Origin of the sequence: Mesorhizobium sp. M0698 (assembly GCF_040320455.1) — a bacterium.
Lineage (GTDB): Bacteria > Pseudomonadota > Alphaproteobacteria > Rhizobiales > Rhizobiaceae > Mesorhizobium.
Map to the genome: position 1 here is coordinate 71275 of NZ_JAMYPQ010000004.1, position 16741 is coordinate 88015.

The 16741-nt window shown below is 60.1% G+C and carries 20 protein-coding genes and 1 pseudogene; 5 read left to right on the forward strand and 16 right to left on the reverse strand.

What is annotated here, in order from left to right:
- Positions 1-35: 35 nt before the first annotated feature.
- Both NKI16_RS10710 and NKI16_RS10715 read right to left on the reverse strand, forming a co-directional pair.
- A complete protein-coding gene (locus NKI16_RS10710; protein WP_352783533.1) occupies positions 36-1091 on the reverse strand; it encodes an alpha/beta fold hydrolase in 1056 nt (351 codons plus the stop codon).
- Positions 1092-1429: 338 nt separating this feature from the next.
- Positions 1430-2014, reverse strand: a complete 585-nt coding sequence (locus NKI16_RS10715) for a glutathione S-transferase C-terminal domain-containing protein (protein WP_352839449.1) — start codon at positions 2012-2014, stop codon at positions 1430-1432.
- A 461-nt stretch (positions 2015-2475) separates the two neighbouring features.
- Here NKI16_RS10715 and petA point away from each other — a divergent pair.
- The 5 genes and pseudogenes from petA to NKI16_RS10740 all read left to right on the forward strand — a co-directional run bounded on the left by petA (position 2476) and on the right by NKI16_RS10740 (position 6554).
- A pseudogene (petA, locus tag NKI16_RS10720) lies at positions 2476-2951 on the forward strand (ubiquinol-cytochrome c reductase iron-sulfur subunit).
- A 15-nt stretch (positions 2952-2966) separates the two neighbouring features.
- Complete coding sequence (locus NKI16_RS10725) at positions 2967-4262, forward strand: cytochrome b (protein WP_352922720.1); 1296 nt, start codon at positions 2967-2969, stop codon at positions 4260-4262.
- 23 nt (positions 4263-4285) lie between these two features.
- Positions 4286-5803, forward strand: a complete 1518-nt coding sequence (locus tag NKI16_RS10730) for a mechanosensitive ion channel family protein (protein ID WP_352839455.1) — start codon at positions 4286-4288, stop codon at positions 5801-5803.
- A gap of 138 nt (positions 5804-5941) precedes the next feature.
- The gene (locus NKI16_RS10735) at positions 5942-6250 is read left to right on the forward strand and encodes a pirin family protein (protein ID WP_352678261.1); all 309 of its coding nucleotides are present in this window, start codon (positions 5942-5944) and stop codon (positions 6248-6250) included.
- Positions 6186-6554: a pirin-like C-terminal cupin domain-containing protein gene (locus NKI16_RS10740; protein ID WP_352678258.1), complete on the forward strand. Its 369-nt coding sequence runs from the start codon at positions 6186-6188 to the stop codon at positions 6552-6554. Before NKI16_RS10735 ends, NKI16_RS10740 begins: the two co-directional genes overlap by 65 nt.
- Positions 6555-6621: 67 nt before the next feature.
- Here NKI16_RS10740 and NKI16_RS10745 read toward each other — a convergent pair whose 3' ends face one another.
- The 14 genes from NKI16_RS10745 to NKI16_RS10810 form a co-directional block, all read right to left on the reverse strand.
- Positions 6622-7053, reverse strand: a complete 432-nt coding sequence (locus NKI16_RS10745) for a DUF1810 domain-containing protein (RefSeq protein WP_352678255.1) — start codon at positions 7051-7053, stop codon at positions 6622-6624.
- 41 nt (positions 7054-7094) lie between these two features.
- On the reverse strand, positions 7095-7382 hold the full coding sequence (locus NKI16_RS10750; protein ID WP_352724096.1) for a GNAT family N-acetyltransferase: 288 nt from the start codon (positions 7380-7382) through the stop codon (positions 7095-7097).
- Positions 7383-7430: 48 nt separating this feature from the next.
- Positions 7431-8102, reverse strand: a complete 672-nt coding sequence (locus NKI16_RS10755; protein ID WP_352839462.1) for a sensor histidine kinase — start codon at positions 8100-8102, stop codon at positions 7431-7433.
- 192 nt (positions 8103-8294) lie between these two features.
- The gene (locus NKI16_RS10760; protein ID WP_352922722.1) at positions 8295-8861 is read right to left on the reverse strand and encodes a CBS domain-containing protein; all 567 of its coding nucleotides are present in this window, start codon (positions 8859-8861) and stop codon (positions 8295-8297) included.
- Positions 8862-8869: 8 nt separating this feature from the next.
- Complete coding sequence (locus tag NKI16_RS10765; RefSeq protein ID WP_023674208.1) at positions 8870-9391, reverse strand: carboxymuconolactone decarboxylase family protein; 522 nt, start codon at positions 9389-9391, stop codon at positions 8870-8872.
- Positions 9392-9658: 267 nt separating this feature from the next.
- A complete protein-coding gene (locus NKI16_RS10770) occupies positions 9659-10306 on the reverse strand; it encodes an HD domain-containing protein (RefSeq protein WP_352571134.1) in 648 nt (215 codons plus the stop codon).
- Positions 10307-10357: 51 nt separating this feature from the next.
- A complete protein-coding gene (locus tag NKI16_RS10775) occupies positions 10358-10759 on the reverse strand; it encodes a cupin domain-containing protein (RefSeq protein WP_352449836.1) in 402 nt (133 codons plus the stop codon).
- 46 nt (positions 10760-10805) lie between these two features.
- Positions 10806-11564 carry an SDR family oxidoreductase gene (locus NKI16_RS10780; RefSeq protein WP_023674205.1) on the reverse strand — a complete coding sequence of 253 codons (759 nt, stop codon included), beginning with the start codon at positions 11562-11564 and terminating at the stop codon, positions 10806-10808.
- A gap of 67 nt (positions 11565-11631) precedes the next feature.
- Positions 11632-12423 (reverse strand): alpha/beta fold hydrolase, encoded by a 792-nt coding sequence (locus NKI16_RS10785; protein ID WP_352592496.1) that lies wholly within the window; start codon positions 12421-12423, stop codon positions 11632-11634.
- 436 nt (positions 12424-12859) lie between these two features.
- Positions 12860-13609: a glucose 1-dehydrogenase gene (locus tag NKI16_RS10790; protein ID WP_352678246.1), complete on the reverse strand. Its 750-nt coding sequence runs from the start codon at positions 13607-13609 to the stop codon at positions 12860-12862.
- 113 nt (positions 13610-13722) lie between these two features.
- The gene (locus NKI16_RS10795; protein ID WP_352592493.1) at positions 13723-14085 is read right to left on the reverse strand and encodes a hypothetical protein; all 363 of its coding nucleotides are present in this window, start codon (positions 14083-14085) and stop codon (positions 13723-13725) included.
- A 50-nt stretch (positions 14086-14135) separates the two neighbouring features.
- On the reverse strand, positions 14136-15116 hold the full coding sequence (locus NKI16_RS10800) for an alpha/beta fold hydrolase (protein WP_502894826.1): 981 nt from the start codon (positions 15114-15116) through the stop codon (positions 14136-14138).
- A 560-nt stretch (positions 15117-15676) separates the two neighbouring features.
- On the reverse strand, positions 15677-16360 hold the full coding sequence (locus tag NKI16_RS10805) for a response regulator transcription factor (RefSeq protein WP_352678711.1): 684 nt from the start codon (positions 16358-16360) through the stop codon (positions 15677-15679).
- Positions 16350-16739 carry a response regulator gene (locus tag NKI16_RS10810; RefSeq protein ID WP_023716983.1) on the reverse strand — a complete coding sequence of 130 codons (390 nt, stop codon included), beginning with the start codon at positions 16737-16739 and terminating at the stop codon, positions 16350-16352. The genes NKI16_RS10805 and NKI16_RS10810 overlap by 11 nt, the downstream gene beginning before the upstream one ends.
- Positions 16740-16741: the final 2 nt, after the last annotated feature.

Genomic DNA, 16741 nt, shown 5'->3' on the forward strand with positions numbered 1-16741 from the left:
TATTCCTTACGGTCGGGGCACGTCATGGATTTTGATCAGTATTCGCCGACGTCGATGACAGACTGGGCAAAGGCTTGCGGGGCTTCTTGAGGCAAGTTGTGGCCGATACCGCCGGTGATGATCCGGTGCGTGTATCTGCCCGAGAATTTCTTGGCGTAGGAACTGCTGTCGGGATGGGGTGCACCATTGGCATCACCCTCAAGGGTAATGGTCGGCACTGTGATCACGGGAGCTTGGGCCAGCCGGTTTTCCAGAACGTCATATTCCGGCTCGCCCTGTGCCAGGCCGAGCCTCCAGCGGTAATTGTGAATGACGATGCTGACGTGATCCGGGTTGTCCAGTGCTGCGGCGCTGCGCTGGAAGATGTCATCGTCGAAATTCCACTGCGGCGAAGCGAGTTGCCAGATGAGTTTGGCGAAATCGCGCGTGTATTTCTCGTAGCCGGCGCGGCCGCGATCCGTGGCGAAGTAATACTGATACCACCATTGAAGCTCCGCCTCCGGTGCCAGCGGCACCATGCCGACCCGCTGATTTCCGATGAGATAGCCGCTCACCGAGACGATCGCCTTGCAACGCTCAGGCCAGAGCGCGGCAACGACATTGGCCGTTCGGGCGCCCCAGTCGCAGCCGGCGATCGTGGCCTTTTCGATCCCCAGCGCATCCATCAGGGCGATCGCATCCGCGGCGAGCGCCGACTGCTGGCCATTGCGCATCGTCTCGTCCGACAGGAATCGCGTAGTGCCGTAGCCGCGCAGGTAGGGCACAATCACGCGGTACCCCTTTGCGGCAAGCATAGGAGCGACGTCGGTGTAGGTGTGAATGTCATAGGGCCAGCCATGAAGCAGGATCACTGGAGCACCTTCGGCAGGCCCCAGCTCCGCATATCCGACGCTCAGTTTTTCGGCATTGACCTGTCTGAGCGAGCCGAATGATTCCGGCCTGGCTTGCGTCGCGGACGCCCTCGCCTCGACCATCCAAGTGGCTGCCGGCGCGCTCAAGCCGAGTTCGGTGGCGGCGAACGTCATTGCTGTCGCACCGACAATGCGCCGGCGGCGATGATCGACCGTGTCGGGAGCCTTACTCGCATTCATGATGAAGCCTCTATGATGGCCAACAAGCGGGAACAACTAGACCGGCCGCCGCATCGGCCGACAGGAAATATTGCGCTTATTTCGACGGTGACTGCGGCGAATCCAGTATTGCAACCACTCGGCCAGGGGGCAGTGCGGCGAGCTCTGACTGAACGTCGGTAAGGTCCAGCGTTTCCTCGATTTCCCTCCTCAGAAATTCGAGACGTAGGCCATCCCCGCGCTTGGAAGCGGCTGGATGTAGCATCCGCAGGAACGGCAGCATGAGAATGACTCCTGATCTTCTGTTTGGGCGAGAGGACATGTTGCATCTGATCTTATGCTCGAAGTCGCCCTCGGCTTCAGACGAGGCCCTCGCGATCCATTGCGATGCGCACGGCCGGTCGGGCAGCCATTCGGATGCGAAGGGCTTGCAAAGGCGCGGGAAGAGGGACGTGGAAGCGGGCCGCCCAAAGCAGCATCACGAAAAGATAAAAATCCGCGACGCTGGGTTTGTCGCCGAACAGATAGTCGGTCTCGAGCCCGTCAGCGAAGAACTCGAGTTGGCTCGTAATCGTCGCGCTCGCCCTGGCCTTTTCGGCATCGCTGCTTTGGTGCCACATCGGCCTGAAGCTTCGGTGTATTTCAGTTGAGACGTAGGTCAGCGCTTCGAGAAGGCGGGTACGGCCCAACGGCCCCGCCACTCCCAGTGGCGGGTATTGCGACGCAATCCAGTCGAGGACGGCGATATTTTCCGTCAGCGTTTCGCCGCTATCCAGCACGAGGGCTGGAACATAGCCCTTGCGCGTGACGGTAGTGAAATCATCCCCGGAGCCTGTCCGTTTGGTCTTGAGGTTCACACTTTCGCGCTCGAAGGAAACACCGGCCTCTTCCAGAGCGATGTGGTCCGCCAGGCTGCAGGCGAGAGGGCTGTAGTAGAGTTTCACCGCTTTTCCCTTTTCTGAACCCGATTGAATCCCACAATTGGTCGTCGCCGAGCGGAAAACCTGCCCCGCGCCACGCGAGACAACCGCTCCAGAAACTCGCACTTGGCGGAGACGACGACTACGACACCGACAGCCAGGCGTGCCTATGCCGAGGTATGGTCGGGCTGAAGTTCGGGATCGCCGTGCGCAATGCCGGGGCGTATGCCAGCTCAGTGGCCAACGTTTATCTGGAGGAATCCAGAACCTTCCATGATGGCATCGCCAGCCCGGCCAGTCCTTCGCTCAGGAAATCCTAAACGAAAGTATTGGACGCACGTGCCGTTTGCACGATGGCTCACACGCGGCCACGGCCGGCATATTTCACGCGACGTGAGCAGACTGGAAGGGCGAAAGCCGTGGCCTGCTTTTGCTCGATTGCCACCAACGCGATGACGCAGCTTCCAACAATAGGAGTCGCCATCATGGCCGACCTTTCCGAAACCCCCACAGCCGAGCACACATTGCGCGTCGAAGCGCCCGCCGCGATCGAGGTCGACGTCTCCTCGCTGACGCCGGGAACGTCGCTGATCGTCGACTGGCACGGCAAGCCGGTGGTCGTGCGCAACCGCGCCGAAAAAGAGAGGAAGGACGGCGAGGCAGTCAGTCTCGCCGAGCTCAAGGATCCAATTGCCCGCAACGCCAACCTGCCGGCCGATGCGCCGGCAACCGACGCCAATCGAACTATGCCGGGCAAGGAAGCCTGGGTGGTGATGGTCCAGGTCTGCACCCATCTCGGCTGCATCCCGCATGGTCAGGAAGGCGATTTCGACGGCTGGTTCTGCCCCTGCCATGGTTCGCAATACGACACCGCGGGCCGCATCCGGAAGGGGCCGGCACCGAGAACATGGCGGTACCGGTGTTCCAATTCGTTTCCGACACCAAGATCCGTATCGGCTGAGGCGAGCGCATTTCGATGAGCGGCGACAAACACTCGACCTATACGCCCAAAACCAGAATCGAACGTTGGTTCGATGCCCGCCTGCCGCTGCCGCGGCTGGTGCACGACAGCTTCATTGTCTATCCGGTGCCGCGCAACCTGAACTATGCCTATACGTTCGGCGGCATTCTCACGATCATGCTGGTTTCACAGATCCTGACCGGCATCGTGCTGGCGATGCATTACGCTCCTGATACGGGGCTGGCCTTCAATTCAGTCGAGCAGATCATGCGCGACGTGAATTCGGGCTGGCTGCTGCGCTATCTCCATTCCAACGGCGCGTCGTTCTTCTTCATTGCCGTCTACCTCCACATCTGCCGCGGGCTCTACTATGGTTCGTACAAGGCGCCGCGTGAGCTGCTGTGGGTGCTCGGTTGCACCAACCTCCTGCTGATGATGGCGACGGCCTTCATGGGCTACGTGCTGCCTTGGGGACAGATGTCGTTCTGGGGCGCTACTGTCATCACCAGCTTCTTCACCGCCGTCCCACTGATCGGCGACTGGCTCCAGCAGCTTTTGCTCGGCGGGTTCGCGGTCGACAATCCGACGCTGAACCGCTTCTTTGCGCTGCATTACCTGCTGCCATTTGTGCTTGCGGGCGTGGTGACCTTGCATATCTGGGCGCTTCACGTCGTCGGCCAGAACAATCCGACCGGCATCGAGGTCAAATCGAAAACTGATGTCGTGGACTTCACGCCCTATGCCACCGTCAAAGATGCCTTCGGCATCCTCGTGTTCCTGTTCTTCTTCGCCTATTTCGTTTTCTACCTGCCGAACTACTTCGGCCATCCCGACAATAGCAGCATCGCCAATCCGCTGAAGACGCCGGCCCACATCGTCCCGGAATGGTACTTCCTGCCGTTTTACGCGATCCTGCGGGCCATCACCTTCAATATCGGGCCCATCGATTCCAAGCTCGGCGGCGTGCTCGCGATGTTCGGCTCGATCGCGGTGCTGTTCCTGGTGCCGTGGCTCGACACCTCGAAGGTGCGCTCGGCGGTCTATCGGCCCTGGTACAGGGTGCTCTTCTGGCTGTTCGTTGCCAATGCCCTCTTTCTCGGCTGGCTCGGCTCCCGGCCGGCGGAAGGCGCATACGTCGTCATGTCCCAACTGGCGACGCTTTACTATTTTGCGCTCTTCATCATCGCCATGCCGGTGCTCGGGCTGATCGAAAAGCCGCGACGGCTGCCGAATTCGATCACCGAAGCAGTTCTCGAAAAAGACAAGGCCAGCGGCAGAGGCCCGATCGCCGGGCCGGAGACCAAACATTGAACTTGGCATCGCGGGGATCGTTCATGAGCTGGTGGAACTCTCCTCTGGTCTACATCGTGTTGCTCGGCCTCGCCGGGATCGTCGTTTGGTCCCTCATCCCCAGACGCTTCGCCAATGCGAAGCTGGTCGTCCAACTCGGCTTTTTCCTCGCGATGTCGGCCATGGTTCTCGATCTGCGCGTCGTGCCATACGAGACCGCAGGGGACAACGAGACAACCGGAGGAGCGATCCTCATCGGCTCGGTCAAGCTGCTCTGGTGGGTTCACCTTGCCTGGGCGCTAATCGGATTTGTCCGTATCTACCTCGTCTTCGAGCGAAAGCCGCGCGAGGCACGTCTCCTGCAGGACGTCGTGGTCGGTGTCGTCTACGCTGGAATGTTCCTGTCGATCCTGGCGTTTGTCTTTGCAGTGCCGGTCGGAACGCTCATTGCCACGTCGGGCGTCTTTGCCGTCATCCTGGGACTGGCGCTCCAGAATACGCTTGGTGACGTATTTTCGGCGATCGCGCTTAACCTCGGCCGCCCTTACGTGCTTGGAAACTGGATCATTCTGGGCGACGGAACCGAAGGCCGCGTTGTCGAGACCAATTGGCGGTCGACCCAACTTCTGACCCCGACACACAATGTCGTGGCGCTGCCAAACAGCCTTCTCGCCAAGATCGGGGTAACAAATCTAAGCGGTCCGGACGAGAGCCATGGACTTGCCGTAACCGTCAAGGTGGCGCCAACGAAGACGCCGGCGATCATCGTAGAGCTCATGCGCACTGTCTTGCTGAGCTGCAATTCAATCCTCCAGGAGCCTTCGCCTTCGGTCACCATCAGAAGCCTGGATGCCGCTGCTATCGAGATCGAGTTGTTTTTTCGCGTCGCAAGTATCGACCAGCGAAGTGCCGCTCGGAACGAAATCTTCGATCTCATTTATCGCCATTCAAAGTCGACCGGCATGCTGCTGGCGGAGCCATTTTCGGGCTCGATTGCCATGACCAACCGGCCGGGCCACGAGATGGCGGCCTCCCAAGGCTTCACCCCGATCGAACTCATCAATTCCATACCGGTATTCTCGGCGCTAACGGATACCGAGCAGGAGTCGCTCGCCAAAGCGGCCTCGGTTCGCACCTATCATAAGGGCGAAATCATCGCACGACAGGGAGAGATGCTGCCGTCGCTCATGATCGTACGGACGGGAGTCATCGTCCGGCAAATTGGCGAGGGCGATGATCAACTGCAGGAGATCGGCCGGCTTGCACCTGGCGATTTCTTCGGCGAGACCGGCTTGCTCGCCGGCATTGGCGAGATGTCAAGTTTGCGGGCAATGACCCCCATCACGGTTTACGAGATAGACCAGAAAAACTTTGCGCCGCTGCTGCACGACAGGCCCGAAATGGCCGAAGATCTTGCCGCGATCCTGTCGATGAGGGTGTCGGCTCTTAATGAAAGCGGCATCGCCGGACAGCACCACGCGGGCTCCAAATTCGCGCTCCTCAAAGCCATTCAGACAGTCTTTCGCGCCGCTCCGTTCAAGCGCGTTCGAACACCTGGCTGATAAGGCATGCAGAAGGACAGAGATCCATGACCATCCGCCAAAGCGATATCACAGGCATCGATACACCCATCCAGCCGGCTCCGTGATTTTGCGGACGGACTGAAGATAAGGCGCGTATTGCCGTCCTCGAATCGCCTGATGATCGGGCCCTTCATCCTGTTCGACCATTTCGGCCCCGCTATGTTCGACGCAGGTCACGGTTTCGATATGGGACCGCATCCGCATATCGGCGTTGCGGCCGTGACCTACCTGATCGATGGCGAGATCGTCCATCGCGACAATTTGGGTAAAGTGCAGACCATCCGTCCTGGCGAGGCCAACTGGATGACGGCCGGGTCGGGCATCGTCCATTCCGAGCGCACGCCACCGGACGTTCTCCGACATGGTCTATGCCGAAATTGTGCTCACGAGCGGTGCGCGCTACCAGGTGAAACCCGAACACCGTGAGCGTGCGATCTACATCCTCGCCGGTGAGGTTGGAATTGTCGGCCAGCTCGGTACGTTTCATGAGGCCGAATTAGTAGCTCTGGCGCCCGGCGCTGAGATTGTGCTCCAGGCGCCTGCCTTCCATGCGGCGAGACTGATGCTGATAGGAGGTGAGCCCCTGGCCGAGCCACGTCATATCTTTTGGAACTTCGTCTCCTCTTCAGCCGAACGGATCGAGCAGGCAAAGGCGGATTGGCGCGAACGCCGCTTCCCCGGCGTGCCGGGAGAGCACGAGCTCATGCCTCTGCCAGATGGCAGCGTGTGAGGGATAAGGCAGCGGATGGTGACCTCAGCGCCGCGACAGCTTTACGCCGGGTGGCGCAGGCAGACCACTACGACATCAAGTAGAGATCGTTCATCGTTTCCTCATCGAGCAAACCGTCGAACCAGACGTCGAAGATTGTCTCGAGCAGGAACTCGTCGTTGCTTGCTTCGGAAAACAGCGTGAGGGACGCGTGCAACTTCTTCGCATCAACCTCACCGAAGACAGCGCGAGCGCTCAGGCCGGAGAGCCGCTGCAGGGTGCCAACGCATTCCCGATAACGGCCTCCAAGGATCGGAAATGAGAGATAGGCGCTGGCTTCGTCGAGCGATGTGATTGCATATGGCTCAGGCGCAGTACCGCTTCGCCTGGTGGCCAACCTTGGGAAGATGAACTCCATATAGGGAGTGCACATCATCCCTCGACGTAGAATGGCCAGCGCGTCGTCGTAGACCGGATCCTGTGCGCTGACGAACCTCTGCAAATCATACTCGTCAGGCATTTGGATATATCCTTGGGAAACCCTCAACATTGGTGCCCTGACTAGCCGTCGACGACATCAGCATAGTCCGGGTGCTTGGCGAAAAAGCGGCTCATGAAGGGACATTTCAAGATCGCTTTACGGCCGGTTTTGCGGAGCAGTTCGAAGGTCCCTTGGGCCAATCGCGACGCGATCCCTTGTCCGGAAAATTCCGACGGGACTTCGGTGTGTATCAGCGCGACCATCCCGCCCTCGAGCCGATAATAGGCCGCCGCAAACATATCGCCGGCGATCGGCAGCTCGAAACGGCGCTGTTGGACGTTTTCAACGACTTGTGCATCCATCTCCATCTCTCGATTGTATGTCACGTCTGTCACCGGAGGGAGATTGGTCGGCCGCTATCGCATCGCCGGCAATCGCAGGGTGACGGTCGTGCCTGCCCCGAGCGTGCTCTGAAGGGCGATGCTTCCGCCTGACTGCTCGACAAAGCGCTTCACCATCGGCAAACCGACGCCGCCGAGGCCTTCGCTTTTGGTGGTGAAGAACGGATCGAAGGCGCAGACCATCGTCTCGCTGGTCATCCCGACACCGTTGTCCGCGACACGGATATCTACCTGACCGGCGGTAGAGCTTTCAGAGGCCAAGCCGGCATCGATCGAGATGAAACCGCCGTCAGGCATTGCATCGCGCGCGTTGAACAGAAGATTCAGAACCGCATTTTGCAATCCAAAGCGGTCGCATCTCACCAAAGGCAGGTCGGACCCAACCCGAAGCTCAAGACCGAAATTGGCATCCAAGGCGCTCCGCACGAGGGTTTCGATCTCAGCCAGGCAAGCACCTACGTTTGTGCATTCGATTTCCGCGTGGCTCTCTCGGGCCAGGCTGATGGTTTGCCGGACAAGGTCCCCAGCCCGTTCCAAAGCCGTTTTGGCGCCGGCAATTACAGGCCCAAGCGCCGGAGCCGCTTGGATGCTCGGATCGCGGGCCAGGTGGTTCAACGCCGACGACGCGACCTGAATGAGATTGCCCAGGTCATGGACGATGCCGGCCGTCGACATTTGCACGGACATACTACTTCCAGAACCATCGGACGGGCTGTCGAAGACATCTCCTTTTATGTCCTGACGAAACATTTCATGCCCCCGCTTGGCTCAGTCGACACTCATTTGCTTCAATACGCTATAATTTACGGCATTTATTGTCCATTATATCTAAGAAGACTCCGATACATACTTTTGTATATCCAAACGATAGACCAAGCTCTATTGATAGCCGATCCCGCTGATGTAGTTGGCAAGCAGCCGTTCCTGCAGTTCCTCTTGTTTGAAAAGCGCCTTCATCGCATCACGGATATCGAGGACGCCTAGCGGTTTCGAGTCAGCCCCGAGCACCGGCACATTCTGCAGGCCTTGCGCGGCCATGGTCTGCCAGACTGAATGAAGATCATCATCGGGACCACAGGACACGATGGACCGGCTCATCAATGCCGCAATCGGCGCCTCTGTTGGCCCTGAATTCGCCAGATGGCGGACAAGGTCGGACTTGCTCAGCACGCCTGCCGCCTCCCCACTGCCGTGGCACACCACGACCAGGCCTATTGCGGGCCTGGAAAGTGAGAGTGCCGCACTGCGGAGTGGAGCGTCGACATCGACCACCATGAGACGGGCCGATATTACTGGATGCAGACTGTCAATTCGCATGACGCCCTCCTGAGAGCGCCTCTCGGCCGCGGCCGGGAGGCTGGGATCGGTTACAGTGTCGGTCGCCGAGCTCGGCGCCTTCGCCCGGCCGGTCAGAATGGCGCACAAACAAGCGCCATTCTGACCCATTCCAAAGATTAGCTCAGTGCTGCTTTGCTCAGGCCAAACTTCGCATCGCCCGAGCCCGGGACGGGTTTGAAGCCGATGTTCAGACGGTTCCAAGAGTTGACCGCCATGACAACGAAGGTCAGATCGGAGATTTCCTTCTCGGAAAGCTGCGACCTGACCCGATCGTAGATCTCGTCCGGGACACCCTGCTCGGGCAGCTTGGTCAAGACTTCCGTCCATGCCAAGGCTGCGCGCTCGCGAGGAACGAACAAGGTCGAATCCCGCCAGGCTGCCAGGTGGTAAAGGCGCAGTTCGCGCTCGCCATGGATCTTCGCCTGTTTGACGTGCATATCGAGGCAGAAGGTGCACCCGTTCAGCTGCGCGGCTCGGACTGCAACAAGGTCGCGGATCGGTTCTTCGATCGACCCCTCTCGCGTCGCACCAAGAAATTCAATAAATTTCTTCAGAAGTTCCGGCGACTGCTCGGCATAACTCGCGCGTTGGGCGACGGCTTTTCCTTTCGGAGCGACCGGTGACGCTGCAATATTCATTACTTGTCTCCTTGAGGTGTTTGCAATCCATTTGCAGCGTAAGGATGACCGGTGAGCCAAACTGTTGCTATCGTTCCGATGATATGTATTGCCACTCGATTGGATTGGGGCGCCTAAACCGAAGTATAGGAGGTGGAAATTGGCACCTGACCGCTGCCCTCGGCAATTCGCTTTGGCGCAGGCATGCGACGGGCGCACAGCGTTTGGGTCACTTGAAGGGCGAGGCTGAACCGACCGGTGTCGATAGAACCTGGATCGAAACTGCGTTCACTCTTCGAAGGGAGCGTTCATCACAAGATCAACTGCCGAAGTCGCCTTGTAGCCTGAAACAAAGCGCTGGCCGAAGTCCCGGGCAAAGTTGTCGTAGGTGGTTTCCGGCCTGACCTCGGCGATATGGCAAAAGCATCGCGTCATCCGTCGCTTCATTTGGAGGCGTGGAAACTCACCGATGATCTTTGCAATCTCGGCTGACGAAATGAGGCTGTATTGCAAGCCGACGACATCGAGACAGATGCCGGCTGTGCAAAGCGCCACCTCAGCCTCCTTGTAGAGGCCGATTGACGGCGTCGAGTTGAGGGCGACGCTGTCCCAGATCAATTGGGCGCGCCGCTCGTCGAAGCCGCCCTCCCGAACGAAGGTGCGGGCAAGATCGGCGCCTTCCACTTCGAAACGGCGCGGCCCGGCGAAGTCCTCATTGAGCGTGACGTCATGCAACAGGGTTGCAACGGCAACAACCTCCGCGTCGTGCTGGATATTCTGAATCTGTCCGATCCGGGCCGCGAAAAGCCAGGATCGGACCACGTGGTTGAACAGGTAGGGTTCACATCGCTGGCGGGCATGTTCGATCGCTCGGCCAACAAGCGGAGTATCGGGGACCAAAATCCCCGCAAGTGTGCGGATGGCGATCGAATTCATGTCACTGACCGTCCCTTCGCGTACGCCCCGATGGTCCCGGGGGCTACGATTTCATTTCGCGTTCGTCGTAAGTTCCGTCTCGCTGGTGTCGACGACGAAAATAGCAAGCAGACGAGCGCCTTCCGTCTTGCTGGCGTTTTCGCTGACGGCATGACGGTCGCCAGGGAATTCCGAGAAACTCTCGCCGGCGCGATAAGTCTTCACCGGCCCGTCGTTGACCTGGCTTCGGATCGCCCCCTCCAGGACCGTGGCATAGATGAACGCGGATTTGGGATGGGTATGGGCCGGCGACGTACCCCCAGGCGCGTACTCGACGAGCACGGCTTTCATGCTCTTGCCGGGCACGTTTGGAAGAGCCTGGTCGTAGACAAGCTTTACGCTGGCGGCGTCATTGGCCATTGCTGCGGTGACGGAAGCGGAGGTGAGCGCGGCGCAGAGAAGTGTTTTGATCATGTCTGGTCTCCTTGTGGTGCGAATGGCGGGCCTATCCGATGATTACTTACTTCGGTGGTGTGTATCGGCTGAGCCAATCATCGAAACGCACGGCGCCGATGCGCGCGTTCTCGCCGGGCACCAGCGTTCGATCGTCGATTGCCACTTGGCCGTAGTAGAGCGCGCCGGGGTCCGGGACGACTTTGCGCGGGTCGTTGGTGGCCTTCAGGAAGCGCTCGACAAGTTCGCTCATGCGAACACGCTCCGGGCCGGCAATTTCGATCATGCCGTTCAACGGCGCGGCAAGCGCGACGTCCGCCATCGCATCGGCAACATTATCAGCCGCCATGGGTTGGAAGTAGGCCGGCGACATATGAATGGTATCCCCGACGGCGCCCGTGTTTGCGATGGCGGCGGTGAATTCGAAGAATTGAGTGGCGTGAACGATGGTGTAGGGAATTCCGGACTCCCTGATCAGCTTTTCCTGAAGCAACTTGCCGCGGAAATAACCCATGCCCTGCAGCCGGTCGGTACCGACGACCGACAGCGCCACGTGATGACGGACGCCGGCGGCCGTTTCGGCGGCAAAAAGATTACGCCCGGATGCCTCGAAGAACTCCAGGGCAGCCTTTTCCTCGAACGACGGCGAGTTCGCGAGGTCGACGACGACCTGCGCACCGGCAAGCGCGGCCGCCAGACCCTCTCCCGTAACGGTATTGACGCCCGAATTCGGCGACGCCGCAAGCACGTCGTGTCCTTTGTTTCGCAGTCTCTCCACGGTCTTTGAACCGATCAGCCCGGTTCCGCCGATGACGACGATCTTCATGTCTGGTCTCCTGGTGTTGCGTGTCTATTTTTCGTTGCTCGATCGGATGCTGGGCGTTTCCGGCCTGCTACTGACTGACCGATGCAGCAGCATCCTCGATGAGTGACGTGACCTCGTCGGGATGCGAAACCATGAGCGCATGGGACGCACCCTCGATGACGACGGTCTTTACCGCATGCGCACGCTTGGCCATGAAGCTCATGACGGCTGCCGGGATGTTCCGGTCATCCGAGCCGTAGATCATGTAGGACGGCAGCGTCTTCCATGAGGCGACGCCCGAGGCTTCAGCCAGAGCCGCCTGCGCAACAGGGCGTTGAGTGGCAGCCATCAGCAAAGTCTGCTCTTGCGGAACGTCGGCGGCGAACTGGGCGCGGAACTTGGCCGGCTCGATGAAGAGGTCTTGTCCGCCGTCCGGCAACGCGACTGGAGCAAGCGCGCTCCCCAAGGTGCTGCCGGGAAACATGCTGGACAACGTAAGGCTCGATTCGCCGGTATCCGGCGCGAAACCTGCCACGTAGACCAATGCCTTCACATTGGGATTGCCATTGGCGGCCTCGGTGATGACAGGCCCGCCGTAGGAATGCCCCACCAGCACGACCGGCCCGGAAACCGACCGGACGATGGCTGAGACTGCTTTCGCATCGCTGGCAACGCCGCGGAGCGGATTAGCTGCGGCTATCGCTACATAACCGTCTTTGCTGAGCTTGGTGATGACTGCATCCCAGCTCGACGATTCCGCGAAGGCGCCGTGCACCAGTACGATCGTCGGCTTGGGCTGAGAATTCGCGGCCTGCGCCATCCCGCCGCCCGACGCGGCAAGCGCTGCGGTGAGGGCCAGGACTCGAGTTATGTTTCGCATTTGCTTTCTCCCGTGTGGCCTGTGGTGACCAATGCTCAGGAGAATGCGCCGACGCGGCCCGCCAACCTATTGTGCGGAAGGGTCTGTCATACAATGCCAAGGTGCAGGGTAGGTCACCAGGGAGATCAGGTGCCCTGCAGCATGATTGAGGTATCTATGCGGGGTGTGCATTGGCGGCGGTCGCCGGAACAGACACTGAGGGCGCGCGGCCAGAGAGTTGTGTTTGCAAGACGCCGCTGCCGCCGTGGCGAGAGCCTGGCGCGGTCGATCCGTTGAGCGCTGGTGAGCCGGCCGGATCGAACACGGCGGCAAAGCCTCCTCTCGTCAACGACATAGTTCCTGGCCTTCGGCCCGCATCGCCAAATGCCTTGGTATGGGTCAAACAGCCGGACCGGCGTTATTCGCCAGTCTATTGGCGCGACATCGCAGTCGTGGCTCAGAGCACTGCCATCCCGCCGTCGACCCGCAGATTGATGCCCGTGACGAAACTGCTCGCGTCCGAGGCAAGGAACAGGGCGGCTTTTGCCAGCTCTTCCGGCTGCCCCATCCGGCCCAGGGGTATTGCCTCCGCCATCGCCTTTTCAAACAGCCCGCGCTGCTCAAACGGTACGCCTAGCTTATCGAGAATAGCCGTATCCACCGGACCTGGGCTGAGCACGTTGACCCGGATGCCGCGAGACTTCAGTTCGATCGCCCAACCGCGCGCAAAGGCATTTATGGCCGCCTTCGAGCCCGCGTAAACAGCATGACCGTCCAGAACCTTCTCGCTGGCCAGCGAGCCTGTGAGGATGATTGCGCCGCCATTCCGCATGACCGGAGTCAGCTTCTGGACGCCGAAGAAGACGCCTCGCGTATTGACGGCAAATTGCGCATCATATTCTGCCTCGGAGACGTCGGCCGAGTGCGTGATGGTGTTTATGCCGGCGTTCGCCATATAGATGTCGAGCGCCCCGAACCTCTGGCGGATCTGTTGCGCTACCTCGTCATGGTGCGACACGTCGGCCACATTTCCCTGAATGCCCAGCGCGCCTGCCCCGATCTGTGCGACCGCTTCCTCGACCGCCTGCCGCCGGCGGCCGGTAATGACGACTTGCGCGCCCTCGGCCGCAAAGATTTTTGCAGCCGATAGTCCGATCCCGCTGTTTCCGCCGGTGACCACCGCGATCTTGCCCGAGAGTGCGCCCATTTCGTTCCTGCCTTCGAAAAATAGTGCCGGTGCTGCTGCGATAGTCGCAACTGCTGGCCAAGAAAATTTCACGCCGAATTGAGACCGCCAAAATGAGCGGCAATCGCAAACGGCTACCGATTGATAAACTCCGGGCGCTTAGCCAGTTTGACGTCTTGCAGAGCGCTTTGGCCTTCAAGGCAGAACAAGCGCGCGGCGGCGACCCCCGACAGCGCGACGTAGTGTCGAACGCCGGCGATCGCCTCCGCGCTGCACAGGCGCAGTTGCCCGAGCGGCAGCCGTGGCGCAGCATATGTTTCGCGCCTCTGCCAGCGCTCCAGCTCGATGGCGCAGTGGTTCGGTTCCACAATCCGGGACATGAGCCGACAGAACCAGCATTCAGGCCACCGCTCGGCTATGCGAGCGCACAAGGTTTGACCTGGCGCGCCACCCGAAATGCGGTTCAGGGCGCGCGAAATATTGCCAAAGGTGGTCATCGGCGGCTCCAAGGAATTGCGGACAACATGCGGTCGTGACTGAGGGCGTGCTATCCTTTGATGAAGGCGAGCAGATCAGCATTGACCTGATCTTGGTGCGTGGCCGTGATCCCGTGGGGCGCGCCGGGGTAATAGATATCCTTTGCGCCTTTGATCAATCGGGCCGACTTGACTGCCGAGTCCTTGACGGGGACGATCTGATCGTCTTCGCCATGCAGGACGAGGGTTGGTACGTCGAACTTCTTGAGGTCCTCGGTAAAATCGGTCTCGGAGAACGCCTTGACGCTTTCGTACGCGTTCACGAGACCCGCCTGCATGCTCCAGAGCCAGAACTGATCCAGAGTCCCCTGGGAAACCTTGGCGCCCGGCCTGTTCGCGCCATAAAACAACGGTGCGAGGTCCCGGTAGTACTGCGAACGATCCTTGACGAGGCCAGCCCTTATGCCGTCGAATACCTCGATTGGCAGACCTTCCGGATTGGCCGGCGTTTTCACCATGATCGGCGGAACAGCGGCGATAAGAACAGCCTTGGCCACCCGCTTCGTCCCGTGCCGTCCGATATAGCGAGCAACCTCGCCTCCTCCGGTGGAATGGCCGACCAGCGTGGCGTCCCGGAGATCCAGCGCCTCGATCACGGCTGCAAGATCGTCCGCATAGCCGTTCATGTCGTTGCCGGACGTGGCCTGGCTCGATCGGCCATGGCCGCGCCGGTCATGCGCAACGACGCGAAAGCCGTTATGGGCAAGAAAGAGCATCTGGCCGTCCCAGGCGTCGGAATTCAGCGGCCAGCCGTGCGAGAACGTGACGACAGGACCCTTGCCCCAATCCTTGTAGTAGATTTCGGTGCCATCCTTGGTCGTGATGGTGCTCATCGTCTTGGTTCCTTTGATTGAGGGGGAAGAGGGAAGGTTTTGTTTTCGGCTCGTTGCCGAAGCAGCGCGGGGCAGTCCGGCGGCAACCGTAGAGATCAGGCCTGCCAACAAGACATCGCGGCGAGATCCGCCGACGGAGAAAAGTCCGTCTTTGTTCATCATGTCCATCCATGTGCTTTGAACATCCTGCTCACCATCACGACCGTCGAGTCGGCATGTGCGGTCGCGTTCGGGGAGGAGCGAGCGAGGAGCGGTAGAAACGCGACGGTCGTGATGGCTTGCGAGGAACAGGATGCACCGATCCGGGCCGCGAACCTACTCTACGGAAGCATCTGTCATACGATGCCAAAGTGCAGGGCAGGCACGCCGAAGATAGGGCCGGGCTAAGGCAAGCTCTTATAGACACACGTCAATTTAGGCTTGGGTAGCGGCGCGGGGACCGACGCGGCATGGCCGGCGTCAGTTGCTGATGCATGAAATGTTGCGAGTTTGTCGGTCAGACTGGCGCCGCCAAAGAGCGCCGCTAAGTGGTAACCGATGTTTGGCGCGGGCCTTGCCGCGAAACACCCAACAGGACCACCGATGTACATCAGGATCACCCGCAGCAGCACGAGCGTACCAGAGGCAGGAAGGCCTGGGCGCGCTGAGAAAGCACCTGAAATGGCCGGGCGCGCCGGGCGATCCTATTGGATGGGGCATGGATCGGCTTGTGCCAAATTCTAGACCTCGCGCATCGGCGCGGGCAGCGTTTCCCACGCCCGGATCAGCTCACCGATGGAAGCGGCTTCCATCTTGCGCATGACATTGCCGCGGTGAAGCTTGACCGTCACTTCACTGATGCCGAGGTCGAAGGCGATCTGCTTGTTGAGGCGTCCGCGCGCCACTTCACGCAGGACCTCGCGCTCGCGCGGCGTCAGCGTCTCGACGCGCTCGATATTGCGCTTGACGATCACGGCATCCGCCCGCCGCTTGGCATCCACCGCAATGCCGGCGATCACAGCGTCAAGCAGCGTCTGATCCCGCACCGGTTTGGTGAGAAAGTCCACGGCGCCGGCCTTCATCGCCTGGACAGTCATCGGGATGTCGCCATGCCCGGTCAGGAAGATGATGGGTTTGGGGTTGCCGTTTTTCGCAAGATGGTGCTGCAGATCGAGACCGCTCGTCCCCGGCATGCGCACGTCGAGGATTAAGCAGCCGGGGCTCTCCAACACGTCGGCGTCAAGCAATTCACGGGTTGAGGTAAAGCACACCGGCAGGAAACCCGCCGACAGGATCAATTCAGACAGCGCCTCCCGAACAGAGGCATCATCATCGACAATAATGACCAGCGGCTGCTCGGCTTCAGCCCTTCGCTGCTGTGATGATGGCGCCGATCTCGGTAAGGGCAATTGGTCAACTCTCATGTTTAGCCTCCGTTTCTGGGTTGCGTAAAGCGTCGCCGATCGCCGCAAGCAGTGCCTGGCCATCGAACGGCTTGCGGAAAAGCCCGCCAATGCCCTTGGCGCGGTGCTGATCCACTATCTCGTGGCGGCCGGTGATCAGGAACACAGGCAGGTCCGGACGCGCCTTCTTGACCAAGTCGCGAAGTTCAAAGCCGTCCATGCCGGGCATCCCGATGTCGGTGATAAGCATGTCCAATCCAGACAGGCCGCTGACCAGCAACGCCCCCGCCGACGAGAAGCTGCGGGCCACATAGCCGGCGGACTCCAGAAGGTCCTCCAGCGACTCGAGCAGTCTTGGGTCATCGTCGACAATCGCCACGACAGGCCTCCGCTTGCTCACCC

What these genes read in the sequence shown, in the direction of transcription:
- NKI16_RS10710 (WP_352783533.1), bottom strand. Translation starts at nt 1,091, where the DNA reads ATGAATGCGAGTAAGGCTCCCGACACGGTCGATCATCGCCGCCGGCGC.
- NKI16_RS10725 (WP_352922720.1), top strand. Translation starts at nt 2,967, where the DNA reads ATGAGCGGCGACAAACACTCGACCTATACGCCCAAAACCAGAATCGAA.
- NKI16_RS10730 (WP_352839455.1), top strand. Translation starts at nt 4,286, where the DNA reads ATGAGCTGGTGGAACTCTCCTCTGGTCTACATCGTGTTGCTCGGCCTC.
- NKI16_RS10735 (WP_352678261.1), top strand. Translation starts at nt 5,942, where the DNA reads ATGATCGGGCCCTTCATCCTGTTCGACCATTTCGGCCCCGCTATGTTC.
- NKI16_RS10740 (WP_352678258.1), top strand. Translation starts at nt 6,186, where the DNA reads ATGGTCTATGCCGAAATTGTGCTCACGAGCGGTGCGCGCTACCAGGTG.
- NKI16_RS10745 (WP_352678255.1), bottom strand. Translation starts at nt 7,053, where the DNA reads ATGCCTGACGAGTATGATTTGCAGAGGTTCGTCAGCGCACAGGATCCG.
- NKI16_RS10750 (WP_352724096.1), bottom strand. Translation starts at nt 7,382, where the DNA reads ATGGAGATGGATGCACAAGTCGTTGAAAACGTCCAACAGCGCCGTTTC.
- NKI16_RS10755 (WP_352839462.1), bottom strand. Translation starts at nt 8,102, where the DNA reads ATGTCCGTGCAAATGTCGACGGCCGGCATCGTCCATGACCTGGGCAAT.
- NKI16_RS10760 (WP_352922722.1), bottom strand. Translation starts at nt 8,861, where the DNA reads ATGGGTCAGAATGGCGCTTGTTTGTGCGCCATTCTGACCGGCCGGGCG.
- NKI16_RS10765 (WP_023674208.1), bottom strand. Translation starts at nt 9,391, where the DNA reads ATGAATATTGCAGCGTCACCGGTCGCTCCGAAAGGAAAAGCCGTCGCC.
- NKI16_RS10770 (WP_352571134.1), bottom strand. Translation starts at nt 10,306, where the DNA reads ATGAATTCGATCGCCATCCGCACACTTGCGGGGATTTTGGTCCCCGAT.
- NKI16_RS10775 (WP_352449836.1), bottom strand. Translation starts at nt 10,759, where the DNA reads ATGATCAAAACACTTCTCTGCGCCGCGCTCACCTCCGCTTCCGTCACC.
- NKI16_RS10780 (WP_023674205.1), bottom strand. Translation starts at nt 11,564, where the DNA reads ATGAAGATCGTCGTCATCGGCGGAACCGGGCTGATCGGTTCAAAGACC.
- NKI16_RS10785 (WP_352592496.1), bottom strand. Translation starts at nt 12,423, where the DNA reads ATGCGAAACATAACTCGAGTCCTGGCCCTCACCGCAGCGCTTGCCGCG.
- NKI16_RS10790 (WP_352678246.1), bottom strand. Translation starts at nt 13,609, where the DNA reads ATGGGCGCACTCTCGGGCAAGATCGCGGTGGTCACCGGCGGAAACAGC.
- NKI16_RS10795 (WP_352592493.1), bottom strand. Translation starts at nt 14,085, where the DNA reads ATGACCACCTTTGGCAATATTTCGCGCGCCCTGAACCGCATTTCGGGT.
- NKI16_RS10800 (WP_502894826.1), bottom strand. Translation starts at nt 15,116, where the DNA reads ATGAACAAAGACGGACTTTTCTCCGTCGGCGGATCTCGCCGCGATGTC.
- NKI16_RS10805 (WP_352678711.1), bottom strand. Translation starts at nt 16,360, where the DNA reads ATGAGAGTTGACCAATTGCCCTTACCGAGATCGGCGCCATCATCACAG.